This window comes from Leptospira sp. WS58.C1 (genome assembly GCF_040833995.1).
GTDB lineage: Bacteria > Spirochaetota > Leptospiria > Leptospirales > Leptospiraceae > Leptospira_B > Leptospira_B cinconiae.
The window spans coordinates 45,175-71,759 of sequence record NZ_CP162138.1 but is presented as its reverse complement, the minus strand read 5'-3'; the positions used below and the strand labels follow the sequence as shown (position 1 = coordinate 71,759).

Genomic DNA, 26,585 nt, shown 5'->3' with positions numbered 1-26,585 from the left:
AAGCCTCGTCTCAGGAATGCGCCAGTTTTATATTTTGAATTTTAAAAAGAAAGCACTTGTAAAAAAAACCGTAACGAATTCCTTGAAGCATGCTTTTTGGATCTAGAGTTCGTAAAAAATTTTCCCTGTTTTCCCTGGCTATAATTTCTTTCCTGGCTCCTAAGCTCGAAGCTGTAGGACTTTTTCAACCTTCTCACAACGCGAGATACGGCGGCATGGGGGGAGTCAATCTAGCGATCGGGGGATCTCCTATGGACATAGGGACCAATCCCGCTAACTTAAGTCTCAAAAATCGAAAAGAGTTGGAGTTCGGAATTTCTTTGCCGTACATCCGTACAGTATACAAAGACAGGTTTTTGGATCCGGACCCGAATCTTACCTACGAAAATTCGGAATCCTATAATGTGCTTGCCCCACTTCCCTATTTTGCGATCCGGATCCCACTCGGCGAAAAATGGTCTTATGGTGGAGGGATTTATATCCCGGGAGGAGGAAATGGAGAAGTCTACGGACTCACAAGGATCACTCCTAATGGCCAAAGTTTGAACGATTGGTCAGGAATGAAACTCCCAAGTCCGATAGGAGATTCTAAAAGAATTCAAGAAAGTTATTCTTCTACATTTTATCTAGTGAAATCCACTCACGCACTTTCCTATAAGATCGGCGGACTTTCTCTGGCATTCGGAGTAGAAGGAATTTATTCCAGACAGATCGCATATCAAAAATTTCATGATATCACAGGAACCGTCGAAGTCCCCGGCCAAGGTTTCGATTATAGAAGCAAGCATGCCTATGCACTAGGCGGCATATTCGGAACCACTTATCAGATCACGGAAACATTAAAGATCGCTTATACTTACCAAACTTCCGCAAAAATCCCTTTGGATGGAAGTATACAAGTAGGCTCGTATCCGAGCAGAACCGGAGTGTCTGCGACATTTGCAGTTCCGGAAAGACATGGATTTGGTTTTTCTTATGGAACGGATACATTCAATGTCGGAATAGATGTTTTGTATTATAATTATTCTTCTTACACTTCTACCTATAAACAAACATTGGCTGCTCCCGTATTTCCGACTGCATTCGGACAAACGAATGTAGTCCCTCAAAATTTAAGTTATCATGATTCTTGGGCTTTGGGCATCGGAGGAGAATGGATCGTAAACGATTGGACTTATAGATTAGGAGCAAGGCATAACTCCGGAGTTTTAAGATCGGAAGGAACGAACGCTCTTCAAGCAGGTATCATGGTCCAAGATCTCGTCTCAGGCGGTTTCGGATATACCGCAGGAAAATGGAAATTCGATTTTACACTTTTATACTATCTTCCTGTTAAAGTCTATAACGGAGGCTCTGCAGATTGGAACTTCAACCATGCAGTATTTTCCAAAGACGACATCAGAGTGGCACAATTCAAACATTCCTTAAGATCCGATATCCCCGCGATCTTATTAGGAGCAAGCTATTCGTTTAATTAAGATTTTTGCATATAGTCTTTTTGAGAGATCAAAATAGAACTAACCAACAAACAAAATGCGATAAAGTCGAAGCTGAATGCTCCTACTTGACCGAACTGCCAAGCGGATCTTATACTATTCCAATGCTCCGGGATAGTATGAGTGACGGTCCATTCTTTGATTCGAGAAGCAGCAGGCGCCACAAATAAGAACCAAACCCCTAAAGAAAAAATAAAAGAGAACCCGCTTAAAATCGTATAACGAAACGATTTTGTGCCCTTGGAGAGATAAGCGATTATAAAAATAAGAAGAATGGAACTTATCTGTACGATAGGACCGATGATCCCGAAATATTTATACAAACTTGTTTGGACCGGAAAATACAGTTCTGCTTCCCAATGTAATTTAGGCGCCGCTTCCATTACATGAGCAAATCTCATTCCAAGAGTTAATGCGGCCAAAACAATCGCAAAAAATCGGACCTTAGATAACATAGCGAACTCCTTTCCGTTCCCTTTAGTTTCTACCCCGAACGGAAAAGGTTACCGAATTTCCGCAAAAAAAGGATCCATTTTCATTTGAATTTTTGAAAATAAACAGTATCACAGCCTTCTATGGATTATAAACATCTGAGTATAGAAAACAAAAACGGGTTACTGATTGTACTTTTGAACCGTCCGGAATACAGTAATGCGTTAAATATAAGAATTAGAGACGAATTAGAATCCATTTTTTCAGAGTCCAAAAAAGATCCTAAAGTAAGAGGAATACTTTTAGGAGCAATCGGCAAAAACTTCTGCAGCGGATACGATCTGGAGGAAGTTATCGAAACAAAACTAGGATCTTTCCGTCATCGTATTTTAGAATATCATTATGAACTTTATTCATTTCCGAAACCTTTGGTTTGTGTATTAAAAGGTTTTTGTTCCGCTGGTGGTTTTGACCTCGCTCTTTGCGGAGATTATATTCTTGCGGAAAAGAAAACATTCCTATTTCGCCCTGAAATTCGTTTCGGAGGTCCGCCACTCATCACTACTCTAGCTCGAAAGGTAGGTCCGGCAAAAGCATTATCTTTAACATTATTAGGAGATCCTATCCGTTCCCAAGACGCAGTCCAATTGGGGATTATCGACGATCTAGTTTTGGAAGGTGACTCGATCGCAAAAGGATTAAAAGTACTGGAGAAACTAACTCAATGGGACCCGAAACTCATCCGAGCCGAAAAAGAGATAGCGAATAATTTTTTCCAAGGTAATCTTTACGAAAATCTAAAAAAAGAATTCGATCTGTTCAAAGAATTTTTGGAAAATCCGAATTTTCTAAAAATAATCTCCGAATATGCGAAATCCATTAAACAAAAAGTCTGACTAAGGATTGTTTTGGATGAACTCGGAAAGAAGTTCGGCAAGTAGTTCACCTTTCTCTTCCTGTAAAAAATGCCCGGCGCCTTGGATCACAGTATGTTTCTGGCCTTTTGCACCCGGGATAGTCCTTCTAAAAAATACATCCCCGCCTTTTGTGATCGGATCCGAATCGCTGAACATAGTAATAAAGGGTTTTCTGAAATTCTTATAAAAGATCCAAGCTTGGCGATTCCTTTCCGTTTCAGGATTATCGGGAGAGATCGGAACGAGAGTAGGAAATTTTCTAGCGCCCGCCTTATAAGATTCATCCGGGTAGGGAGAATCGTATGCCCGAATGATCTCCGAACTTAATTTACTCACACATCCGTTTTGGATGATCTTTCCTACGGGAAGTTTACTCACTTCCTGGGAGAAACGAAGCCATTTTAAAAAATCCTCCTTCGGAGCAATATCTCCCGTAGGCAAAAAAGTATTCGCAGCGCATATTCTTGCAAAACGAGAATCCATCTCCGCTACTACTCTTAAACCTAAAAGCCCTCCCCAGTCTTGGCAAAAGAGCGTAATATTCCGTAAATCTAAACCGGCGATCAGATTTTTCAGCCAGTCCACATGATTCTTATATGTATACGTATTTAGATCGATAGGCTTGTCGGATTTTCCAAAACCGATCAGATCTGGAGCGATTACTCTATAACCTTTTTCTGATAAAGGAGGGATCATTTTTCGATAAAGATAAGACCAACTGGGTTCTCCATGCAATAATAGAACCGTTTCCTTTGCATTTTTAGGACCCTCGTCCACATAATGTATCTTAAATTCTCCTACAGAAATATAATGAGGAGAAAAAGGGTAATCCTTTAAATCGGAAAAACATTCGGAAGGAGTTTCTAAATAAGTTTGCATATCAAATCTACCAGAACGAACGTACTTTAAGTACGGTCTCAGATCGTAGATTATCAGGAAATCTTGTCAAACTTCTTCCTAAAAAAGTCGACCGACTCAAATTTCTGATTTTAAAAAACAGGAAAATAAGCTCTTGTAGGACCTCCCTGTAAGAGAGTTTTATGTTCGGTAAAAGAGCGCAGAAAATTACGTTTTACACTTCTTTTGTTCTAATCGGTTTATTCTTATCGGTTTTATGTCAAACAGCTTGTCTGAGTTCTTTCGGAGGAAGCCCAAGCGGAACCAGACTGGAAAGAATGAAAACTTCCAAGATGTTCCATGATGGAAAGTTTGAAAACGATCCTTTCGTCCCTATGTTAAGTTCCGGAAACTATATCGGCATTTTAAAAAGACAACTATTCGGTTCCGAAATGAGGATCCCTCCTTCCCCCATTCCAATCCAAAAACCTGATTTAAAAACTTTTTCAGATCCGATTTCACCGGGACTCAGAGCGATCTGGTTCGGACATTCTTCCGTATTGGTGGAAATAGATGGAATACGCATCTTCACTGATCCTGTTTTTTCGGAGAAAGTTTCTCCTTTCGAAAGTATCGGGCCGGGACGACTTTTCCCTTTGCCGTTAGAACTATCAGAACTTCCTAATATAGATGCGGTTGTGATCTCCCACGACCATTACGATCACTTGGATATGGCAACCGCTCAATTTTTAGCAAAGAAGGGAACGAAATATTTCGTTCCGTTGGGTATTGGGGCTCATTTGGAATCCTGGGGAATTCCGGAAAATCAGATTATCGAATTGGATTGGTGGGAGAAAGGAAACATTAAGAATATTGAAATTATCTGTACTCCTGCCGTTCATTATTCCGGAAGAGGTATATTCAACGGTAAGTCCACTCTTTGGTCTTCTTGGAGCCTGATCGGGCCTAAACATAAATTTTTCCATAGTGGGGATACAGGATATTCTCCTCACTTTACTGAAATCGGGAAAAAGTTAGGACCGTTCGATTTGACTTCTATCAAGGTCGGAGCTTATGATTGGACCTGGGAAGGAATTCATATGAGTCCGGAAAGCGCTGTCCAAGCCCATTTGGATCTAAAAGGAAAAACGATGCTTCCTGTTCACTGGGCCACTTTTAATCTGGCGATCCATTCTTGGGACGAACCTATTTTAAGGACAAAACAAGGAGCGGATCAAAACGGAGTTCGCCTAGCCACACCTAAACCGGGAGAATGGCTGGATCTAAAAAAGGATCTTGTTTTCGAATCTTGGTGGGAGAAGGTAAAGTAGGTTAAGAAAATTTTCTCACCAACTCCAATCTGGAATTAACATGCAGTTTCCTGAATATACTTTTGATTTGCACCCTCACTGTACCTTCTTTAGTGCCCAAGAAAGCGGCGATCTCTTTGGTTCTTTTGCCGTCCACGATCAAATCCAATACTTTTTTTTCCCTATTGGACAACACTTCCACCTCCTTCTGAGTAGTCTTACGAAAAGAAAGGATCACTCTAGCGGCAAGTCCTGGGGAAAGTATCCCTCCTCCCTCCAAAAGTATTTCCGCTTTCTCCTGGATATCTCCAACATCCTTTTTTAATATATATCCTATAGCCCCCGCTTTTAACGCCTTAAATAAGACCTCTTCGGATTCGAAAGCGGATAAGATCGCATAATTCGTTTTTGAATCCTCAGAGTGTCTTTCTAAAATAAAATCCAATCCACTTTGACCGGGAAGATCTATATCCACAAATACCAAATCGTACGGCACATCCTTGCCTTTAGGAAATTCCTCTGCGGAAGTATAAACTTCCACTTTCGTTACTCTATTCAATTTTTTTAATCTCTCTTTGCACTGACTTGCAAAGATTGGATCGTCTTCTAAGATTGCTATTTTGTATAACTTCACGAATCAAATTCTCCGCAATTGACGGATCGGGATCTCCAGAAATCCTTTAAAGTCCCGATTTTCCAGATTTTCTTTCCATTCTCCGTTGATCGCGGAAGTTCTATATTGAATGGTTTTATTTCCTTTGGAACCTATTCTCATCTCTTGGAAATTAGTACGGGTCCTGATGGATATTTCTATGGAATCCTTTTTAGGAGAGAAGGTCCAATGAGAAATTCCTGAACCGTATTTTAGATCGTTGGAACAGATCTCCGTAACGATCCCTAAAATTTGTTCCGCTTTTTCCGTATCGATATGAAAATCTTCCTCACCTTCTCTTGTGAACCTAACCTTTCTTCCTGCATTACCGTACCTTCTTAATAACAATACTCTTATCCCACTCCAGACATCTTCCGAGATCAATTTTACATCGACCATACTCGCAGTGATCTCCCTAATCCCCGTAAAAATATCTTCGGATAATTTTTCCAATCTCAGAAGAGCATCCGTATCTCCGCTCTTATAAACCTGGATGGAACGTACCAATAAATTTAGATCCGTTACTTTTGCCCCTAAATAATCGTGAAGGTCTCTAGTGATGGCCTCTCTTTCATTATACAATCTATCCTGCAAATTTTTGGTCTTCTTAAGATGTTCTATCCTATATCCGTACCACCAAGTATTGCATAAACAAATAAACAATTGGAGAGCACTCATATTACCGATCTGCACCCATAAGGTCCTGCTCGAAAAATATTCGCTTCCTTCCGGAAAGATCCTAAGAATGTAAAATGCAACTACGGAAAAAGAATAGATCGTATAAAAGATAGGTTTCCCGTTAAAGAATAAACTTACTAAAAAAAGGATCACTTGGTTAGTGATCCACATATGATTATCGTAAAAATAATACTCGTTGTCATGGAATTGTGTCTCTACTTCCAGGACCAATAAGATGAATAGTCCGCCGAATACGATCAGGTTCTTTCTGAAATAATTTTTGGAATAAAATCGGATCACTCCCAAACTGAACAAACAGATAGAAGCGGAGATCAGATCCAAATAGAGCAAAAGGTAATTGGAGCGAAAATATTCTAAAATCGCTCCCCATACGGTGATTGCACATACAATCCCGAAAAAGTAAGAGGCTATTCTATAATTTTGGGAATAGAATTCCTCGCTTGCAAATCTATCCTTTTCCTTTTCTTTCATTATTTCCATATTCGCTTCCGATAAATGCCGTTAATATCATCGTTTGGCACATGGTATCTATCGGAGAATAAAACTCTATTCGAATATTTGCTAACTTCGGGATTTTAGCGACATAGGATACGATCTACCTTTTCCCCCAACCTTATCTGATTTTTTCCCTCTCCCCTACCTCAACGGGGGTATTGCCCAATTCGGCCATAGCACTTAAGTTATACGGCAACGTTTCTTGCCTTAGCGCCGCCAAAGTAAGAAACCCGATTCTTCAACAAAAGAATAACATAACAAAAACTTAATATTAAAAAGATTAGGGAACTAAGATGAAAACAAAATTGACTTTGATCTTATTGATCTGCTTGAATTTTTTTTGTTCCGGAACGAACTCCGGACTATCCGCGCTGGCCGCCTTCTTCGGGCTTCCCCAAACTCCTTCCTACGGAAACGTTCAATTCGCCGTGAATGTTTCCAGTTCGCTGACAAAGGTAACAGTCACTGTGACCGGTCCCGGGATCTCCACTCCAATCGTACACGATCTAGTAAAAGTTGGGGACACTTGGCAAGGGATTATTGGACAGATCCCGGCAGGCACAGACAGAACATTTTCGGGAGAAGGTTATAATGCCTCGAATGTTTTGATACAGCAAGGCCAGGTGACTGGAGTTACGATCACCGCTAACTCTATCACCAATATCGTATTAGTTCTATCCGAAACGAATCCATCCCCACCTTTTTCGAATGCTGCTCCTGTTATAGATTCTTTGGTTGCCTCCACAAATCAGGTTGCACCTTCTTCTTCCATGAATCTAAATGCAACGGTCCATGATCCGAATCCTTCCGATACTTTGACCTACGTTTGGTCTACAACCGGAGGAAGTTTCAATAATTCGAATATTCTAAATCCTGTATGGACCTCTCCTTCAACACCGGGACAGTATACGATCACATTGACAGTGAGCGACCCGCTAGGAGCAAGCGCTAGTTTGAGTTTTACCGCAGATGTGCAACTAGGATACGGAACAGGTTACGGAAGTATCAATGTAGGTTCTAATTCTTCTCCTTTTGTAACTAACGTTATATCGGACCCTTCCAGTATTGCTCCGGGTGCCTCTACCAATATCTCCCTGACTGCGTTCGATCCGGACGGGAATACGATCTCTTATTTTTGGGGCTCGAGTTGTGCCGGAAGTTTCGATAATGTGAATGCCCAAAACCCCGTATTTACTGCATCTCCTTCCGCAAGTATAGGGCCTTGTACGTTAAGTGTTTCTTTATCAGACGGGAATGGCGGATCTAATCTAGGGTATTTTACGATCCAGATCTCTCAAACCCAGACGGTCAATCTGGCTCCTCAGATCATGTCTAGCTTTCAAACCGGATTATCTTTAGATCCTTCGGGCAATATGGTTTTTAGGGTAACGGCTACCGATCCGGAGAATACCCCACTCACCTTCTCTTGGAATTCTAGCTCGGGTGTTGTAGGCACTTCTACAAACACGATCAACGGGAATCTCACCACAAGTGAAATGATCTGGACTGCTCCGTCTTGTGGCTCTAATCTCCAAGTTTCCGTAACCGTCACGGACGGAGATGGAAACTCCGTGAACCTAAACTATCTTCCCATAAATATCAACGGAGCCCCTACCTGCGTTTTAGGCCTTTGGTCCCTGCAAGCCTATCTCAAAGCTTCCAACTCGGAAACGAATGATAATTTCGGGAGATCCTGGGCTCTTTCCGGGAACACGATAGTGGTAGGTGCACCTTTGGAGGACAGTAACCAAAATACTATCACGAATGGAAGTAATCCGGGCTCTTCCGATAATAGCGCACCTGCATCCGGAGCAGTGTATGTTTATATTCGGAACGGAAATACTTGGACCCAACAAGCGATCTTAAAACCTTCCAATTCGGAAGAAAGTGATCTGTTCGGTTTCTCGGTAAGTATCTCCGGGGATACGATCGCAGTAGGTGCAATCCAGGAAAGTAGTAACCAATCTACGATTACTAACGGAAGTTCCTCATCTTCGGATAATAGTATGACGTTTGCCGGGGCGGTTTACGTATTTGTCAGGAACGGAAATACTTGGAGCCAGCAGGCTTATATCAAACCCTCTAATCCATCCGCATACGATGCTTTTGGTTACTCCATCGCTGTCCAAAATGACACTTTGGTAGTAGGTTCGAAGAATGAAAGCGGTTCCCAAAATACGATCTCTAACGGACAACCTGCTCCGAATGATGATACTCTCTTCCAAAGTGGGGCCGTTTATGTATTTAAAAGAACAGGAACCAGTTGGGCGGAAGAAGCTTATATCAAACCTTCCAATCCGGATGAAAACGATTCCTTCGGATATAGTGTTGCAATCAGCGGAGATAAGATCGCCGTAAGTTCTTACTATGAGAGCAGCAATCAAAACTATATTACGAACGGAAGCGGTGCAAGTTCCGACAACAGCTTAACTAGAGCCGGAGCAGTGTATATTTTCAATAGAAGCGGAAGCATCTGGACTCAAGAAGCTTATATCAAACCTTCCAATCCGGATGTGGACGACCAATTCGGGGTCAACGTTTCTCTATATGACGATACTTTAGCGGTCGGCGCCAGCGGAGAAGACAGCAACCAAACTAGTATCTCATCCGGTACAACCGCTTCTTCGGATAATTCCTCCAATAGTTCAGGTGCAGTATATGTGTTTGTTAGAAGCGGAGGTATCTGGTCGCAACAAGCATATTTGAAATCTTCTAATTCCGATCCTTCTGATTATTTCGGGGCGGCAATCAGCCTCTATGGAGATACGATTGCTGTGGGAGCATTGGACTCAAGCGCTCAGACTACGATCTCTTATGGAAGTACTGCCAGCTCGGACAATAGCGCTCAGTATTCCGGAGCGGTTTATATTTTCGAAAGAAACGGCACAAGCTGGTCCCAGACGGCATATATCAAAGCGCCTAACGCGAATGCCTATGACTTCTTTGGAGGTGTGTGTTTGGACGGTAATAGTCTTTTGGTGAGCGCGTATTTGGAGGCAAGTTCCGAAAATACGATCACGAACGGTGCTTACGGAAGTGCGGATAATGGCGCAGTTGGTGCAGGTGCCGGCTACGTATTCACGAGATAGTATCAATCGTCCACGAACAGCTCGTCACAAAACGGGCTGTCTTTCGTGATCCTACTTTCCAGAAGATTGAATGCAACTCTTCTGAAATAAGGACGAATTAGTTTTTCGTAATACTTTTTGGATCTTTGGTGGGCATAAGGATCCGTAAAGTAGATCTCCTTCTTCATTCTTGTGTAATCGTTCTTGGTCGGGACCGTAAAATAGAGATAATTCACGATCTTATGTAGTTTTTCGAAAACTTTAGGAAGATGTTTATCTTCTATATATTGAACCACAGAGTTACAAATACCAAGTGTGAAAGGAGGAAGATTAAAATGTTTCAGCTCCAGATCCTGGATTGTAGAGTGTAAAAAAGAAAGATTATAAGAACGGATCCATTTCTGTTTTGCGATCGCATCTATCATTTCTTCCGAAGGATCGACTGCAAACACACGATTCGGTTGGAATATTTTTACGAATTCTTTTAAAAGTAATGCCTTGCCAAACCCAAAGTCCGCGATACTCCTAGGATGAAGTTGCATCAGATCAAAAAGAGATTTTACGTATTTCGCATGTTCTTTCGCGTTGAATGAAGCGTCCACATCCTTCCCGCTTCCGTAAATCTCACTCCAATAGGAAGTTTCGAATGGTAGACCGTTGGCTCCGTATGCGATATAATCGGAGTCTTTCGGTTTTTTACTCATACATCAGGAGCCTTGGAAGAAGCAAACCAGGAAATAAGAAAGGTTTTAAGATCATCGTAACCTTTTTGGTCGGAAAGTTCGGACTTAGCTTCGATGGATCTGGTCCTTAAAGTTTTTAAACTAGGATCCGTTTGTATCCTTTTCCATAAGAACCCATTGATGAGAATCCTTTCTCCCGACAGGAAAAGGTAAGGAGTATTCTTGGCTTTTACCTCTCTTAGTAAAAGTTTTCTGTCTACGGCCCAAACCTCCGATAGCAGTATATAATCTTTATCCCTTATTTCCGGATGAGAAGTGAAATGGGTCTTTTGTTTAGAAGTAAAATATATATAAGCGGAAATTTCAGGAGAAACATAGATCCTTTCGTCCTGATTGACGATCAATCTTCCCCTGAGAGAAGCCACGTCCTTTGCCAAGGAACTTAACTTTGCTTTATCCAAACCTAAAATAGGGCGGATTGTAAAATACCCCGATACTACGATCAGTGCAAAAATCCCGATGGAAGCGGGAAGGGAGTTTAATTCCTTTTCGGAACGAAGCAAAAAATTACCCACGAAGAGAATTAGAATAAAAGAACCGAAGCCTAAAAGATATTTCCAAACGGACTGGCCCATGAACACAAAAGAATGAGCTCCGTAAAAATTAAGATTTCCTAATAGAATAATCCCAAGTACGAAAACCGAAAGATACCCGAATAAGAAAAGTTTAGGCAGGTTCCTTCTTTTGAAAAATACGGATTGCTGTTTTTTCTTCTCTCGTATCCCGACCGTTCCCGCTTTGATCACAAAGATAGTAAATCCGATCAGGAAGAAAGTAAAATGGGAGAAAAACCCGAGCACTGTACAGGAAACTAAGATTAAAAGATCGATTACGGTTTCCATTCGGAATGAAAGAAATAGGACTAATAAAAACGAAAAGCTGACTACTTCTCCCAACATATTCAAAGGAACTAGATAAGAGAACGGATTGATCGCGGCAAGATAACAGAATAGATAATGATTCAATTTCCAGCTCTCTCTTTCCATGATATAAGCGCAGAGATGTATCCCTAAACTCAGGAAAAACGCTCCGAAAGAGAGATAAGCGGGTATATAATTCAAACCTAAGATCGATTTCCAAAACGATAATAGCAAAAATGGAAGAGGCTCCTGGAGTGAGAAAAATTTTCCGTCTTCGGAAAGAGAACGTAATTCCGCCAATGTCCGGAAACTTTCTCCATTGGACGGGTCTCCGTGCCAGGAATAGAGAAGAGTCAATAGACCGGTGAGAAACAGCGTCGAAAGTGAAATGAGCGCGGGGTTTGCTTTTCTGTTTCTTTCCAAGTCCATGCGGTGGAATTCTTCTCCTACGGATTTCGGAGCTACGTTAAAAATTTAGGTGAAATTATACCAACACATTTTGAACTAAACTAAGAGGCATATTCCGAGGGCAAGAAGATGGAAAAAAAAGACCATATCCTTTACGATAAGACCGGAAATCCCAGCAAAGAGCCGGCTTGGATTTTCAGAACTTACGCGGGACACACGAATGCGAAGGAGTCTAACGAACTCTTTAGAAAAAACCTGGCAAAGGGTCAAACAGGCCTTTCCATCGCATTTGATCTTCCCACTCAATGCGGTTATAGCTCGGATCACCCCATAGCAAAGCCGGAAATCGGAAAAGTAGGAGTTCCCATTAACACATTAGAGGACTTCCGCATCCTATTCGATCAGATCCCGATCGAGGAAATGAACACTTCCATGACCATCAACGGAACTTCCATGTGGTTACTTTCGCTATACGTGGCTTTGGCGGAAGAAAGAGGAGAAGACGTTTCCAAACTCCAAGGGACCACTCAAAACGACATAATTAAAGAATATTTAGCTCGCGGGACTTATATTTTCCCACCTGAACATTCGATCCGCATCATCGTGGATATGTACGAATATTGTTTGAAAAGAATTCCGAAATGGAACCCATCCAATATTTGTTCCTACCATTTACAAGAAGCGGGTGCAACTCCAGTGCAAGAGTTGGCATTCGCACTCGCAACCGGGATGGCCATCCTGGATGCGGTCAAAGAAAGAAATTGTTTCACTCACGAAGAATTCGAGCAGTGCGTTGGTAGGATTTCCTTCTTCGTAAACGCAGGGATCCGATTCATCGAAGAAATGTGTAAAATGCGGGCCTTCTCCGACATGTGGGAAGAGATCACCAAAGGGATTTATCAGGTAAAAAACGAGAAATACCGCCGATTCCGTTACGGAGTCCAAGTAAACTCACTCGGATTAACCGAGGAACAACCCGAAAACAACGCCTGGAGAATTTTAATCGAAGCTTTAGGAGTCACCTTAAGCAGAGATGCAAGATGTAGAGCGCTCCAGCTTCCTGCATGGAACGAGGCGCTTTCCCTTCCTCGTCCTTGGGACCAACAATGGTCGCTTCGTTTGCAACAAGTACTCGCTTACGAAACCGACCTACTGGAATATCCGGACCTATTCGAAGGTTCCAGAGTGGTGGAAAGTAAAGTTAAAGATCTGATCGAGAACGCGAACAAAGAGATCCAAAAGATCAAAGAAATGGGCGGAGCTATCAAGGCGATCGAGAACGGTTACATGAAAGCCCAGCTTGTGAAATCCCAAGCGGAAAGACTCGCGAAGATCAATAACGACGAACTTATCATCGTCGGAAAAAACAAATGGAAAGAAGGGATTCCCTCCCCTCTTACAAACGATCCAGACGGAGGGATCTTCAAAGTAGATCCTAAATCCGCGGAGCAAACTCTTAAGGTACTCTCTGATGTAAAAACAAGAAGAGATGCGAAGAAGGTTGCGGAAACTTTAGCGAGATTAGAAGACGATGCCAGAAACGGTAAGAACTTAATGTTCGCTTCCGTAGAATGTGCTAAGGCTCTTGTGACTACGGGAGAATGGGCGGACACGCTCAGAAAAGTGTTCGGAGAATATCGCCCATCCACCGGAGTAGAAGGACAAAAACTCAATCTGGAGTCCGACAAAGTAGCTAATGTCAGATCCAAAGTGGAAAAATTCCAAAAAGCGACAGGTGCCAGACCTAAGATCGTAGTCGGCAAACCTGGGTTAGACGGACATTCCAACGGCGCAGAGATGATTGCAGTATCCGCAAAACATGCAGGATTCGATGTGATCTACTCCGGCATCAGACTCACTCCGGAAGAAATCGTACAATCCGCAGTGGAAGAAAACGCAAATGTGATCGGAGTATCCATACTTTCCGGATCTCATGTCGAACTCGCAGAGCAGATATTCTCGGAATTAAAACATTATAAAGCGGATATACCTGTGGTCTTCGGTGGAATTATTCCTCAACCTGATTTCGAAAAACTACATTCCATCGGAGTCAAAGCGATCTTTACACCAAAGGATTACGATCTTATGGATGTAATGGATCGTATCATAGACATCGTATCCGAGAAAACCCCGGTTCTCCGATAAGGCATGACCGTACGGTTTGCAGAGAAGGAACTCAAAGAACTGATCCAAGAAGCTTCTCAAGGGGAAAAATATCCTCTTGCGAAGCTGATCAGCGAACTGGAAAAACCGGATTCATTCGAATTTCGTAAAGTCCTATTCAAAGAGCTGGAAAACTCCGGCTTTAATGGAGACAGGTCCGTCACTATCGGATTTACTGGAACTCCTGGAGCAGGAAAATCCTCACTCTTAGGAGAGATCTCCACCAATTTTTTACAAACAGTCCCAGATAAAAAAATGGCGGTAGTTGCCATAGATCCTTCCAGTCATATTAGCGGCGGCTCTTTACTAGGAGATCGCACAAGGCTTTCGCTCCCAGTCCGCGAAAAGAGGATCTTTTTCAGATCTCAACCCAGCCAATTGGAACTGGGAGGTTTAAATCCTTATACTTACCATGTGATCCGACTGCTCCGTTGTTTTTTCGATTTTATATTCGTTGAAACGGTTGGGATCGGGCAAAACGAGATAGAAGTCTCCAAATTGGCGGATCTTTCCTTTTTAGTCATGGTCCCTTTGGGAGGAGACCAGATCCAATTCATGAAAAGCGGGATCATGGAAGTCCCGGACGCATTCATATTAAACAAATGTGATGAAGAATCCTTAGCAAGAGCTAGTTTCCATACTCTTTCGACCACTCTCGAATTTTTACGAGATATTGTTCCAGGAGGAAGTATCCCCCCTATTTTCCTGACCAGTGTAAAAACGAAAAAAGGCATCCAAGAACTATTGGATTTTGTTTTGAAAAGTAAACCTCATCCGAAAAGATCTTCGGAAACCAAGGTCCAGATCGAAAAATGGATCAAGACCGAGTATGGGAATTTTGGGCTTTCTTTCTCCGAGAAGTTAGGAAATATTCCCCAAAAGAATTATGAAGATTGGGAAAGTTTCTTTCAATCAGAAATTCGTAAAAGACTATTATAAATTCTAGATACTTAGATCTTATTTAAGTATTTTCAAAGAGGCGAAATAGATGAGATCCGTATTTAAAAAAAGAAATCTCCTAGGGTTCTTATCCCTATTTCTTTTCTGCATCGTCCTGATCAAATCATCTAAACCGGAAATTTCACTTGCATACGATTCCAGAACAAAATCTCTCCAGACCCACGCATTAGTTTACTCAGGTTTCCGATCGGAAGCGCTTCCCTACCCTGCAAAGTTTATAGATCCGAAAGAAGAATTCCTTCCAATGCCTGCGAATAATTATACAAAATCGGGAGATTCGACTATCTCCGTTTTTCCGATATTACTTGCCGCACTCGCAACTCCTTTTTATTATTTTGCAGGAAACCAAGGATTACCTTATTTTAATTTACTCGGAGTTTTCGTATTTTTTTGGATCTTAAGAAAATTTTGGAAAGCATCCAACACTTTTATAACACTCGCATTCTTCGGATCTTATCTTCCCATCCTAATGATGGAATTTGCGGAACATACATTGTTTATAGCGATCCTACTCGCAAGTCTTACCTTCTTATACAAAAGAGCGGGATTTTATGCAGGGATTTTTGCCGGATTATCCATTTGGTTTAGACATGAAGGCATTGTATTTGCCGGTTGTATCTTATTGGCCTCCTGGATTAGCGAAGGATTTCCGCTATTCAATAAAAAAATAAAATGGAATACTTCTAATACGTTCCGTTTCGGTCTTGGATTTGCACTTATATTTTTCGTTTTCGTCCTGTTCAATTATCTTAGATATTCTTCCTTTTTAGGTCCTAGATTTCATGCAAATTACGGTGAATCCGGAGCCGGCTTTGTGCATAAGATCCAATGGGCCCTCGGTTTCTTATTCTTAAATAAGATAGATGAAACAATTCGGATCGGATTTTTTATCTACATGCCGTTTGCTCTAATAGGGTCGGGCATTCTTCTTTTTAATTTCCGCAAAATTTCCGTAAGAAGAAAAACAATCGTTCTAGGAGCATTATTCTTTCTTTTTACGATCCCGTTTTTAGCGCCAAACTACGGATTCTGGGAATGGGGACCTAGATATTTGAGTGCAGGAATTCCTCCTGCGACCTTGGTACTATTCTGGTTTTGGAATTATTTTGCGAGAAGGAGGAATCGACTCATTCAAAAGTACAGTTTCGGAATTCTGATCTCAATTCCTTTGATCATGACTTTTATCGGGTTAAATTTCTTAAATCAATCCAGAAAACAACTTCTAAAAACATACACTTTATTCCATGAGTTAAAAGCGGATACATTCATATTCCATGATTTTTCCGTAATGTACTTTATGGGAAATGATTACTTATCCAAAAATGTCTTGTGCGCTCCTAAAGAGGATTCTTTATCCGCATTATTAAGGACCATTTCCCAAAAAGTGAAAGGCAAAAGGATCGCACTCATCCAGATCAAAGAAGAATTGATCACTCCTGAAAAATTGGAAAAGACCAGAAAAAGTCCCGTTTTCGATATCATGCTGAAAACGGAACCTTGGAAGAGTAAGAATATCCCCTCCAAAATTTCGGATTTCTATCCGAATGTGCAAAAGGTAGATTCTCCTTTTTTTGATATCTGGGTTGGGGATTTTGAACCCCCCGTTAAGTTATAATAAATTATTGATTGATTTAAACCGGATTTTTTGTCCAATCATTGGATGAAATTTTCCTCAGGTTTATTCTTCGTAAGTTTATTACTTTTATTTTCGTTCGGTCCTGCTTTCTCGGAAGAACTCAAATTCGTTCATCCAACGAATGCTGTCGGTAGCACATTCTCCGGAATCAAAAAAAGAGCGGAACTTCCCTCCCCTACCGTCTCCGGTACAGGTTTAAAAGCGGTTGCGATCGTTGGTGAAGTGGATGGAAATGAAGGCCCTAAGACCAGAGAATACGTAAATAATATCAAAGGTCTCGTAAAAGTCCTAAAAGAAAGAGGAGTTTCCGTCAGCGAATTTTATCCTCCGAATAATCCTTGGTCAGGGATCAAAGAAGCATCAGAAAATGCGAATATAGTTTTGTATGCAGGACACGGGGTCGGTACCAACTTGAACCAGCCTCCTTACGATCAAAGATCCGTAGGCGGATTTTATTTGGGAAAAGAATTCGTGTCGAATGAGCAGATTTCTTCGGGTTTAAAACCCGCCCCCGGAGCAATCGTTCTATTTTTAGGAGCTTGTTTTACCGCGGGGAATATGGCTTATGATATGGGTGTGATCCGGGACGAAGAGACCAAAAAAAGGATCTCTATGTATTCTTCTCCTTTTTTGGAGACCGGATTCAAAGGATATTATGCAACTTGGGCGCCTTGGACCGCTCAGACAATTCTAGCGTTATTATTTACGAATAAGAATTACGGTGATGTTTATTTTAGCCAAACAAATCCACAGGAAGTAACTAAAATTTCCCATCCGAATTCTTCCGGATCCTCCTTGTATTATCATACGAAACCCCCCGCTTCTAGGCCTGTTTATGATTATGCCTTTGCAGGTGATCCTTCCAATTTTTTGAGATCTGAGAGTTCAAATACGGATACGGAGACCAAAATTTCGGAAGAAGAAAGACTAAAACAAAATCGTATCTTGATCGCAAACCTTTACGATAAGAACGAAAATGGATCCTTGGAATCTCTTGAAAAAGGCGCCGATCCTAATGCGGATTATCAGGGCTGGAAGCCGATCCATCTTGCAATCGTATTCGATCTTCCGAATGTAGTGAAAGAATTAGTTCGTAAAAAAGCCTCCATCAACGCTCAGGCGGACGGGTATACCCCTTTGTCTTTGGCACTTGTCTACGAACGAAAAGAGATCGCCGAGTTTTTGGAAAAAGAAGGTGGGACTAGAAGCAGGGCCGCCTTTAAAAAACCGAAGTTCCCGAATTTGAAAAAGTAGATAGTGTCTTATTATTAAACATAACTATCTGCTGTTTCGTTTGACCTTCGGTCACCGACTCAGCGGAGAATAAGCTTGGAGTGCTCGCAAAGTGCTGCGACAGGGATACGAAGGGCTTTAGTCCGGCCTGCCGGACGAGCGCGAATGCGCGAGCCCGTAGTAGCCCGATCCGAAGGAGTCGCCCAAAACCTGCCTTTTTTGCGGAGGAATCCTTCTAAAGAGACCATAATCGCCTATATTTCTCCGGTTCACCCTCACATTTTTTTGCAACCTACCCTCCCCAAATGACTCGTATCTTGTAGAAAAAAAGGGAGCCCTCCATGGCAATCATTCTAAGTTTTTTTGCGGCACACTGGATTTTAGCCGCTTTCGTTCAGTCGTTCTTTTTACATCGTTATTCTGCGCACCAGATGTTCAAACTGAACCGTTTCTGGGAAAAGTTCTTCTATTTCTTTACTTTCGTTGTGCAAGGTTCTTCCTTTCTCAATCCGAGAGCTTATGCCATTCTTCACAGAAGGCATCACGCATATAGCGACACGGAAAAAGATCCGCATTCTCCGGTAGCTTCTAAAGGGTTTTTAGATATGATGTGGACGACCGCTGTCGTTTACGAAAATATTTTGGATCGTAAAGAAGAAGTGGAGAAGGAATTCAAAGGAAATTATCCTGAGATCCCTTGGTTCGATCGTTTTGCGGATTCTTGGTTTGTTCGTTTGTTCTTCGGAACTTCTTATACTCTTTTCTATATGGCTTTTGTTCCGGCTGACGCAGTTTGGCTCTATGCTTTATTACCGATCCACTATCTAATGGGACCGACTCACGGAGCTATCGTAAACTGGTGCGGACATATGTATGGTTACCGCAACCACGCAAAAAATCCGGACAATTCCAAAAACACCTTAGCTGTGGACTTTTTGATCATGGGAGAATTGTACCAGAACAATCACCACGCTCACCCGAATTCCCCGAACTTCGCCTTCCGTTGGTTCGAGTTGGATCTTACATACCAAGTGATGAAGGTACTACATTTTATGGGGATCATCACCATCCAAAGAGCGGTCTGGACCGAAAAAGGAAGAAAAGAACTTTCAGGTACGGCTCCTTCTCCCCTAGCCGACGTAGCTTAGTTTAAGACCTCAAGTTCTTAAAGTAGAATGTTATAAGGCCGCTTGGGAACAAGCGGCTTTTTTATTCTTCTCGGATCCGATCCAAGTCTCCTCTCATCTCTTTGTCGTATTCTTTCATTAAGAGAGGATAAAATTCCGGGCTTAATTCTATTTTCCCGTTCAATACCAATTGGAATAATGCGCGGACCAATTCTTCTTTTTCGAAACCGGTACAGATCCACTCCAAAAGTTCCAGCGCTAGGTCGAGTCTACCTTCTACCGAGATCGTTTTGCGAAAGATGTCCTGGACCTCTTTATCTTTTCCGGCCTCCAGGAAACTTCTGAGTTCCACAGGCATACTTTGTAAAAGGAGTTGTTTTTTTGCGTTCGGAGTAAAAAGGAATTCGGATTGTCCATCGGGCAAGTGAGAGTAAATAGCCTTTTGTATTTCTTCTTTAGAATGTCCTAAGGCGACTAAGGTCCTTCCCAATACCTCTCCCAACACGAAATCTTCCAGAGGGCGAAACGGAAAGCCCTGCTTTTTAGGTTCCTGATCTTCCATCTTGTTAGAGTTCCTACCGACCGTATCCCGGTCAAGTCCATAGAGGCGCTGAGTTTGAAAGAGACGCAGGGTGTTTTCGCACAGAGGTCACGGAGGGTTTAATTTGTTTGTCAATGTTGGAATTCCTACATCGTATTCCAGACTTACTGATCCTATCTCTGTGTGCTCAGTGACCTCTGTGCGAAGCTTGTTTTCTTATTTTTGTTTCGCACGGAGAGCACAAAGAACACAGAGGAGCAGGATTCGTGTGAATTTTAAGAAACGACTTCAAAATATTCCAGAGGACCTAAACTCTGTGCCTTCCATACCGACTAACTACCCATTAGGCGGAATATTTTTGTAACCTGAATTTCACGAATCCTTAGTACGAATGGGATTTTTCCAGTGTAAGTTTTAAATCTCTTTTTCCAAAGAAAAGAAAAGGCTAAAAATACAAAGTGTGCCTTCCCGATTTAGGGAGATTTCATTTCCGGAACAATATATGAGTTTTAGACAGAAAATTTTTCTCATTCTGGGAGCAAGCCAGCTTCTTTTAGTACTTATCCTCGCGGTCACATTCATACAAATGATCGACCAAGTAAAAAACGAACCCCAGGACAAACGAGCATTAGACCGCTCCTTAGAGTTCAGGAAGGAACTCAAACATAAGGAAGAAGTTATCCGTCTTCTTTTAAAAGAAATAGAAAGAAATCAAAAAACTCTTTCTATTTTAGAGAACGGTTTGGGTAATCGAGGTATTCTTCAAAACAACCTGGAATATATCAAAGGTATTATGACTCAGTATGGTCTTTCTATCTTTGAGATCCATGATAGAACAGGACATGTTTATTTTAGATTTCATAGACCGGCCGATTATGGCGACGATAAGTCGGGACAGAAGATCGTTCAGGAAGCTTTGCAAGGTAGAATCGCTTCTACCCTAGAGATCGGCCATAGCGGTCTTGGGCTTAGGGTCACCGCACCGCTTAAGAACGGAGGGATCTTGATGGTGGGCCAGGTAGTGGACGATAAATTCATCCAGGCAATCACAGGTTCGGAAGACGTTCACCTTGCCATTTATGAAAAAGAAAAACTGATTTCCTTTTCGGACAATACAATCTCCAAATATTTAGGGGATAGAAAACCGAAAGACCTTGTGGGAATTTCCAGATTCACTTTGGAAGGAAGACATTATTATCTGACTCAAGTCCCTTATGAAAATCAAGGATTAAGTAATCTTAAACTAGATTTCGTTCTCCTGATAGATGAGACCGAGTTGTATGAATCTACTCGAAACCTTTGGTTATATTGTGGCCTCATCGCCCTTGCGGTTTTCGGCGGGATCTTATTCGCATCCTATAGATTTTCCAGAGATATTATAGACGCTGTTAAGGCTCTTAACTTCGCGATGCAAAACCCGAACGAAGACGAATCCAAAATTGTGGACTTAAATCGTTCCGATGAATTGGGAGAAATGGCGGAAGTATTCATCGAAATGAAGAAGGATCTTTTGGACCACCAAATGTTCTTGGAAAAAAAGGTGGAGGAGAAAACCAAAGAATTACAGGAAACCTTGGACGATCTCCGCACATTGAAGGAAAAACAAGACGGAGATTATTACCTGACTTCCCTACTTCTACGTCCGCTTGCTACCACTAAGTATGAAAGCCCGAATACTAAGATCAGCGGCATCTTAAGACAAAAGAAAACTTTCGTATTCAGAAAAAAGGAGGCCGACATAGGCGGGGACCTGGTTTCCATCAGCGAAATCACATTGTACGGCAAAAAATACCTGAGTATCATGAACTCCGACGCTATGGGGAAATCCATCCAAGGAGCGGGTGGTGCACTCGTAATGGGAACAGTATTCAAAGCGATCGTAACCAGGACTCAACTTTCCAGAAGTAACCAGAAAAAAACCCCCGAAAAATGGCTCAAAGACTGCTACACCGAATTACAAAACGTATTCGTTACATTCGACGGCACGATGCTTGTTTCAGCATTACTTTGTCTTCTGGATGAAGAAACCGGTGCATTATATTCCATTAATGCAGAACATCCTAATATGGTATTGTACCGAGATGCTAAGGCAAACTTTTTGGATTCGGACTTCCCGATCCGTAAATTAGGTTTTTCGGAAAATACAACCGAACCTTTGGTGCGAGTGGATAAACTGGAAGCTGGAGACAGGATCTTCTTAGGCTCGGATGGAAGAGACGATATCCTCCTATATGACCCGAACTCGCCTGAGCCTGTAATGAACGAAGACGAAAACTTATTCTTAAGATTCGTGGAACTTTCCGGCGGAAATTTGGAAGATCTAGAAAGACTGATTAACGCCGCAGGAGAAATTTCAGACGATCTAAGTCTTTTAAGTATCAGTTATAAAGAGGTGAAAATTCCTTCTTCTCGCACGAAAGTAATTTCGGAAGAATACAATCGGTTACTACAGATCGGGATCAAAGAGTATAAAAAAGGGAATACCGAAAAGACTAAGGAAGTTTTTGTACAAGCGTTAGCGATCGACGATTCGGACCCTGCACTTTACAAACAAATGGCAAGGATCTGTATCAACGCGAAAGAATTCGAAGAAGGTGCGAAATATTCAGAGACGTATCTTTCAAAGATCCCGTTCGACAACGAGTATATCTTCTATCTTTCCTATTGCCTCAGAAAAACCAAGGATTACTGGAAGTCTTTGGAATTCGCGGAAAAACTCAGATCCAGAGAACCTGAAAATATTAGAAATCTAAAACATTTGGTCGCTTTATACAGACTTACCGGAAATCGAATGAAGTTCAGAGCCACTATGTCCGTTCTAAAATTGATCCTCGCAGACTCGGACCCTAAGGCAAATAATTCCTCGGAACCCGCATTGGTTTGATTTTTTTCGTTTTCTGGGAGACCTAGTTCCGTCCAAATTGGTAATCCATGTCGGCGGAAATGCGAAAAAAGATCGAATCTGTTCTGGTAGTCATCAAAAGAACAAAATACGAATTAGATCTGGAGAGTTACGGCTCTCTGGATGAATTCAAAAGAGTAGCACAGATCCAAAACGATTCTTTCTCTAGGATCTACCAATCCCATCTTAGACAGATCCAAAGCAGAGAAGAGTTAAAACGTACTTTCCCGAACGGGAAGTTCATATTCCGAGAAGAATTAGAAAATATAGATATTTCAGATTATGATCTTGTGATCGCATTAGGCGGGGATAATCACTTCACTTACGTTGCCCATCATGCTTTGGACAATCTAGTCCTAGGGTGCAATTCGGATCCGGAAACTTCGGTAGGCGCCCTTTTATCCTTTCATACTTCCGATATTTCCAAAGCTGTTTCCCAAAATTGGGAAAATGTTCAAATAGAAGAATGGCCCAGGATCAATGTTAGGATCGAATATCCTGACGGCAAAGCGATAGAAACTTTCCAAGGGATAAGCGAAATTTCTATCCGGAACAATAGCCCCGATTTGACTAGCCGATTTTTGATCTCTCATGAACAGGTCACCGAAGAACAGAAATGTTCCGGGCTTCTAGTATATACCGGAGCGGGTTCTACCGGCTGGGTTATGTCTTGCGAAAATAAAGACGTAAGCTTTGACAAGCAAGAGCCTTATTTCAAAGTGTACTGTAGAGAGTTGCGTAAAAAAGAAAGTTTCCAGTATAAGTTGGATCACTTCACTGTTCGCAATTCTTTCCGTCTAATATCGGAAATGCGCGGAGGGATCTCCATCGATTCCTTGGCGGAACGTATATACGATTTCCCTCCCGGGGCAAAAGCGGACTTTTCCGTTTCTCCGGAAAGATTGCGGGTGCTGGTACAAAAACATGGATAGTTTGAAAATTCTAGAACAGGATGCAGGCCAAGAGATCAAAGTTTATTTGGTTTCCGGCCGACTAGACGAATCCACCTTTCCCCTGTTTAAGGAAAAAGTATTGGATGTGACCCATGCAAACAACACAGTCTTAAACCTATCCGATCTCAAATATGTTTCTAGTTCCGGCATCCGCGCTATCTTCGAATTAAAGAACAGACTATCCGGCGAAGGCAAAAAACTTTTACTCACAGAAGCGGGAGAGAAGGTCATTCAGATCTTCAATCTATTAGGCCTTTGGAAACCTTTCGTCCATTTTGAAAAAGAAGAAGACGCAATCGCTGCTTGCCTTAAAAACTAAGCCCTTCTGATAACTACCACACCCGGCCTCGGAATATCTCCCTTTGTTCTCCTAGGCCAGCGACTCGTGGGAAGATCGTAATCCTTCGTATCTTCTCCCGGATGCTGCACGGATAAGAATAAATACTCTTCGTCGGGTGTAAACCATGGACCTGTAAATTCAGCACCGATCGGCGCTGAAGCGAATTGGAATGCTTTCCCGGCATCTTCTCCGCTCGTAGGAATAAAAAACAAACCGTTATTCCCGAATTTTTTGAAGATGGATTTTCCGAGCAAACGAGTTGTCATGTCGGTTACCATCCAGAGATTTCCGGAAGAATCAAAGACCAAATTATCCGGAGAAGAAAATCCGCTCTTCCCTCCACCTGCAACGAACACTTCGAACTCGAAACGGACCGATTCGGCATCGGAATTTTCCTCTTTGATACGAACGATCTGTCCGTAAAAATTTCCATGGGAATCGTTATTAGTGAAGGAAACAAAAACAGATTTATCTAATGGATGGACTTCCAGATCTTCCGGCCTGTCCATTGGAGTCCCGCCTGCAGTTTTTGCGGCATCTCTGCAGGATATTAAGACATCCGCTTGGGTCTTAAATTTTAATTTCCCCTCTTTATCTTTTGCGTTTTTCAAATTCGGGTTTTTTTCAAGGTCTAATGGAACCCATACACATTTTTCGAAATTGCCTACGTATAATGTTCCTTCATCCAAAAGTTCCGAGTTCAATTTTCCTTTTTTAGGATCATATTTTTTTTCCGAGACGAACTTATAAACACATTGGTCCTTGGAATCGTCTCCCATATACACGACTAATTTTCCGGAAGGAGAAACGGTTAACGCAGCATTCTCATGAGAAAATCTTCCGAGCGCGGTATGTTTTACCGGAGTGGAAAAAGGATCGAAAGGATCCACTTCTATGATCCAACCGTATTCTTTGGAGTCTTCCAGTTTACAATCTTCCACGACCATTTCGTAGTTCTCTTCACAAGAAAGTACGGTATCCCATAATGTTCTGCCGCCGGAACAGTTGGCGAAGGTTCCATACACTTTTGATTTACCTGCGATCGCCTCGGAACCCGCTACAGGACCTTTTAGTTGGAATTCCGACCTTCCATGTAACCTTCTTCCGTATTTAGAATCGGGATCCAATACCCAAGTACCGTTTAATTTGCGAAGCCCGATCACTGAACCGCCTAAGGAGTAGAGATATTTTTCGATCTGTTCGGAAGTTCTATTATTCGGGCCTGTTTGGTTATAGTCGTAACCGGTTACATAATATTCTAATTCATTTAAGTACTCGTGATTGGTCCAAAGAAGCGCTGAATTTGGATCATTCGGAAATTGGAAGAAACAATTGAAATCAGCCGCATATCCGAAAGTATCTCCCTTTGAGTTGATCTTATCTCCATACACTGCGATCAGATCATACTTAAAACCGGCGGCTAAGATCAGATCGTCTTGAGTATTCGGTTTTATAGGTTTAAAATTATTTCCCGGAATTTTTGAAAAGTTTCCCTTTTTTGTTTTTTGGGAAGAAGAATGTGTAGAAGGTACTTTTTTAGACGGATCTTTTGCGGTTTCGGAAAAAAGATCCAAGGTCCGAACGGCAGTCAGAGCCAACATTCCCTTTCCCATATACTTTAAAAAGTCTGACCTAGATACCTTCATATCCTAAGAATATTGCTCCAGACTCTCTATACCATTCGTTTTTTCTTCCTATAAGAAAAGGAAACTTAGTTGTAATAATCCCTATCAAAAAAGATGATAAAGACTGAGAATGAAACCGAACTCTACCCCATTCTACAAGATCCTCTTTCTCATGGGCTGGGTTTCTCTCGCTTTCTTTCTTCCGCTTTCCGCCGCAGTTTATTGGGAAAATAAAAGTTTAGAATCCATCTACAAAAATTTATCTCTTCCTGGAAACAAGGAGTTCGGAGTTCTGGTTGAGAATACAAAACTCCACAAGTTAGGCAGAACGGTAAATGTGTACACGTACTTGGTGCCGGACGAACAAGGCAAAAAACACGAGGTTACGGAAGAAGTAGATCAAACCACGAATCGTAGAATGAGAGTGGGAGATACGGTGCAAGTCCGCACGTTCGTTTGGAACAGTTTCGGTAAAACGAAGATCCTAGGCAGGATTGTGGGGAACACGGCCCCGCCTCCCGGTTTCGGTTTTATGCAGGACTTTTTATTATTCGGGATCTTGTTCTCTTTCGGATTGGTATTAGTTAGCCTTTATTTCAGAACGTTTAAGGCTGAGGTAGAGTAGAAGAATTAAAGGCGCTGTCCTTTTTAAAGATCAACTGCACCTGGTAAGGCTCTTGGATATATCTGGCAGGATTCATTTCGTACGAGATAAAGCAGTAATACTTTTCATAAACGATCACGAACATAAACTCTTTAAATTTTATAAACTGCATTTGTTTTCTGATCCCGCGCATCCAAATGGAATCCTCGAAAACACGCTCGTATCTTACCGAGTTTGCGTTTACTTTTTTTAGTTCTTCCGGATTCATCTTTTCCGGATCCCTTTTTCTCAACTCAAGTTTTAGGGAACGGATCAGATTGTATTCCAACTTCTCCTTTTCCAAAACATCCAAATTAGGAAGGGTTTTAAAATAATATTCGTAGTATTCCTTATCTAAGGACTTGCCGTCCTTATGCACCTCTCCGTCCTCCTCGGAAGACGACTTACCCTTGCTCGGCTCCTGAGAATAAATACCGGCAGTAGTCAGTAAAGTAAGTGTTATTATAATCGGGAAAATCGGTGTCCGCATACCGGTACCAATAAAGATATCGGTACGATCTCCGATTTTCCCCCTTTTTTTTCGG

The 26,585-nt window shown here is 41.8% G+C and carries 22 protein-coding genes; 13 read left to right on the top strand and 9 right to left on the bottom strand.

Going from position 1 to position 26,585, the window contains the following annotated elements; all coding sequences use genetic code 11:
* Window positions 1-89: 89 nt before the first annotated feature.
* A complete protein-coding gene (locus AB3N61_RS17385; protein WP_367899291.1) occupies window positions 90-1,478 on the top strand; it encodes an OmpP1/FadL family transporter in 1,389 nt (462 codons plus the stop codon).
* On the opposite strand, the gene AB3N61_RS17380 is transcribed toward AB3N61_RS17385, so the two are convergent.
* Window positions 1,475-1,951 (bottom strand): hypothetical protein, encoded by a 477-nt coding sequence (locus AB3N61_RS17380; protein ID WP_367899290.1) that lies wholly within the window; start codon window positions 1,949-1,951, stop codon window positions 1,475-1,477. The genes AB3N61_RS17385 and AB3N61_RS17380 overlap by 4 nt on opposite strands.
* 120 nt (window positions 1,952-2,071) lie before the next feature.
* Here AB3N61_RS17380 and AB3N61_RS17375 point away from each other — a divergent pair, with 120 nt between their 5' ends.
* Window positions 2,072-2,824 (top strand): enoyl-CoA hydratase/isomerase family protein, encoded by a 753-nt coding sequence (locus tag AB3N61_RS17375; protein ID WP_367899289.1) that lies wholly within the window; start codon window positions 2,072-2,074, stop codon window positions 2,822-2,824.
* On the opposite strand, the gene AB3N61_RS17370 is transcribed toward AB3N61_RS17375, so the two are convergent.
* Window positions 2,825-3,724: a haloalkane dehalogenase gene (locus tag AB3N61_RS17370; protein ID WP_367899288.1), complete on the bottom strand. Its 900-nt coding sequence runs from the start codon at window positions 3,722-3,724 to the stop codon at window positions 2,825-2,827. It lies immediately after the preceding gene.
* A gap of 161 nt (window positions 3,725-3,885) precedes the next feature.
* Between AB3N61_RS17370 and AB3N61_RS17365 the strand changes: the two genes are divergently transcribed.
* Entirely contained in the window at window positions 3,886-5,013 is a 1,128-nt protein-coding gene (locus AB3N61_RS17365; RefSeq protein ID WP_367899287.1) for an MBL fold metallo-hydrolase, read from the top strand.
* Window position 5,014: 1 nt separating this feature from the next.
* Here the strand turns inward: AB3N61_RS17365 and AB3N61_RS17360 are convergent, their stop codons facing one another.
* Together AB3N61_RS17360 and AB3N61_RS17355 are read right to left on the bottom strand one after the other, a co-directional pair.
* Entirely contained in the window at window positions 5,015-5,626 is a 612-nt protein-coding gene (locus AB3N61_RS17360) for a LuxR C-terminal-related transcriptional regulator (protein ID WP_020770166.1), read from the bottom strand.
* A gap of 3 nt (window positions 5,627-5,629) precedes the next feature.
* A complete protein-coding gene (locus AB3N61_RS17355; protein WP_367899286.1) occupies window positions 5,630-6,823 on the bottom strand; it encodes a hypothetical protein in 1,194 nt (397 codons plus the stop codon).
* Between the two features lie 308 nt (window positions 6,824-7,131).
* On the opposite strand from AB3N61_RS17355, the gene AB3N61_RS17350 reads away from it, so the two are divergent.
* Window positions 7,132-9,927 (top strand): PKD domain-containing protein, encoded by a 2,796-nt coding sequence (locus AB3N61_RS17350; protein ID WP_367899285.1) that lies wholly within the window; start codon window positions 7,132-7,134, stop codon window positions 9,925-9,927.
* Window positions 9,928-9,929: 2 nt separating this feature from the next.
* Here AB3N61_RS17350 and AB3N61_RS17345 read toward each other — a convergent pair whose 3' ends face one another.
* Both AB3N61_RS17345 and AB3N61_RS17340 read right to left on the bottom strand, forming a co-directional pair.
* Window positions 9,930-10,610: a class I SAM-dependent methyltransferase gene (locus AB3N61_RS17345; RefSeq protein ID WP_020769971.1), complete on the bottom strand. Its 681-nt coding sequence runs from the start codon at window positions 10,608-10,610 to the stop codon at window positions 9,930-9,932.
* Complete coding sequence (locus AB3N61_RS17340) at window positions 10,607-11,938, bottom strand: hypothetical protein (protein ID WP_367899284.1); 1,332 nt, start codon at window positions 11,936-11,938, stop codon at window positions 10,607-10,609. Before AB3N61_RS17340 ends, AB3N61_RS17345 begins: the two co-directional genes overlap by 4 nt.
* A gap of 108 nt (window positions 11,939-12,046) precedes the next feature.
* Here AB3N61_RS17340 and AB3N61_RS17335 point away from each other — a divergent pair, with 108 nt between their 5' ends.
* From AB3N61_RS17335 to AB3N61_RS17315, 5 genes are all read left to right on the top strand, one after another.
* On the top strand, window positions 12,047-14,062 hold the full coding sequence (locus AB3N61_RS17335; RefSeq protein WP_020770034.1) for a protein meaA: 2,016 nt from the start codon (window positions 12,047-12,049) through the stop codon (window positions 14,060-14,062).
* Between the two features lie 3 nt (window positions 14,063-14,065).
* Window positions 14,066-15,019 (top strand): protein kinase, encoded by a 954-nt coding sequence (locus AB3N61_RS17330; RefSeq protein WP_367899283.1) that lies wholly within the window; start codon window positions 14,066-14,068, stop codon window positions 15,017-15,019.
* 49 nt (window positions 15,020-15,068) lie between these two features.
* The gene (locus AB3N61_RS17325; protein WP_367899282.1) at window positions 15,069-16,655 is read left to right on the top strand and encodes an LA_3751/LA_3752 family putative glycosyltransferase; all 1,587 of its coding nucleotides are present in this window, start codon (window positions 15,069-15,071) and stop codon (window positions 16,653-16,655) included.
* Between the two features lie 45 nt (window positions 16,656-16,700).
* Window positions 16,701-17,930 (top strand): ankyrin repeat domain-containing protein, encoded by a 1,230-nt coding sequence (locus tag AB3N61_RS17320; RefSeq protein ID WP_367899281.1) that lies wholly within the window; start codon window positions 16,701-16,703, stop codon window positions 17,928-17,930.
* A 320-nt stretch (window positions 17,931-18,250) separates the two neighbouring features.
* Entirely contained in the window at window positions 18,251-19,057 is an 807-nt protein-coding gene (locus AB3N61_RS17315) for an acyl-CoA desaturase (RefSeq protein ID WP_020770046.1), read from the top strand.
* A 61-nt stretch (window positions 19,058-19,118) separates the two neighbouring features.
* Here AB3N61_RS17315 and AB3N61_RS17310 read toward each other — a convergent pair whose 3' ends face one another.
* Complete coding sequence (locus AB3N61_RS17310) at window positions 19,119-19,598, bottom strand: hypothetical protein (protein ID WP_020770076.1); 480 nt, start codon at window positions 19,596-19,598, stop codon at window positions 19,119-19,121.
* 481 nt (window positions 19,599-20,079) lie between these two features.
* On the opposite strand from AB3N61_RS17310, the gene AB3N61_RS17305 reads away from it, so the two are divergent.
* Genes AB3N61_RS17305 through AB3N61_RS17295 form a run of 3 tightly spaced genes read left to right on the top strand, consistent with a single transcriptional unit; the run spans window position 20,080 to window position 23,751 of the window.
* Window positions 20,080-22,461 carry a SpoIIE family protein phosphatase gene (locus AB3N61_RS17305; RefSeq protein ID WP_020769936.1) on the top strand — a complete coding sequence of 794 codons (2,382 nt, stop codon included), beginning with the start codon at window positions 20,080-20,082 and terminating at the stop codon, window positions 22,459-22,461.
* Between the two features lie 47 nt (window positions 22,462-22,508).
* The gene (locus AB3N61_RS17300) at window positions 22,509-23,411 is read left to right on the top strand and encodes an NAD(+)/NADH kinase (protein WP_020769982.1); all 903 of its coding nucleotides are present in this window, start codon (window positions 22,509-22,511) and stop codon (window positions 23,409-23,411) included.
* A complete protein-coding gene (locus AB3N61_RS17295; protein ID WP_020770065.1) occupies window positions 23,404-23,751 on the top strand; it encodes an STAS domain-containing protein in 348 nt (115 codons plus the stop codon). The genes AB3N61_RS17300 and AB3N61_RS17295 overlap by 8 nt, the downstream gene beginning before the upstream one ends.
* On the opposite strand, the gene AB3N61_RS17290 is transcribed toward AB3N61_RS17295, so the two are convergent.
* On the bottom strand, window positions 23,748-25,418 hold the full coding sequence (locus AB3N61_RS17290) for a PhoX family protein (RefSeq protein WP_367899280.1): 1,671 nt from the start codon (window positions 25,416-25,418) through the stop codon (window positions 23,748-23,750). The genes AB3N61_RS17295 and AB3N61_RS17290 overlap by 4 nt on opposite strands.
* A 109-nt stretch (window positions 25,419-25,527) precedes the next feature.
* Between AB3N61_RS17290 and AB3N61_RS17285 the strand changes: the two genes are divergently transcribed.
* The gene (locus AB3N61_RS17285) at window positions 25,528-26,022 is read left to right on the top strand and encodes a hypothetical protein (RefSeq protein WP_367899279.1); all 495 of its coding nucleotides are present in this window, start codon (window positions 25,528-25,530) and stop codon (window positions 26,020-26,022) included.
* On the opposite strand, the gene AB3N61_RS17280 is transcribed toward AB3N61_RS17285, so the two are convergent.
* Window positions 26,003-26,530, bottom strand: coding sequence for a hypothetical protein (locus tag AB3N61_RS17280; protein WP_020769951.1), 528 nt, complete (start codon window positions 26,528-26,530; stop codon window positions 26,003-26,005). The genes AB3N61_RS17285 and AB3N61_RS17280 overlap by 20 nt on opposite strands.
* Window positions 26,531-26,585: the final 55 nt, after the last annotated feature.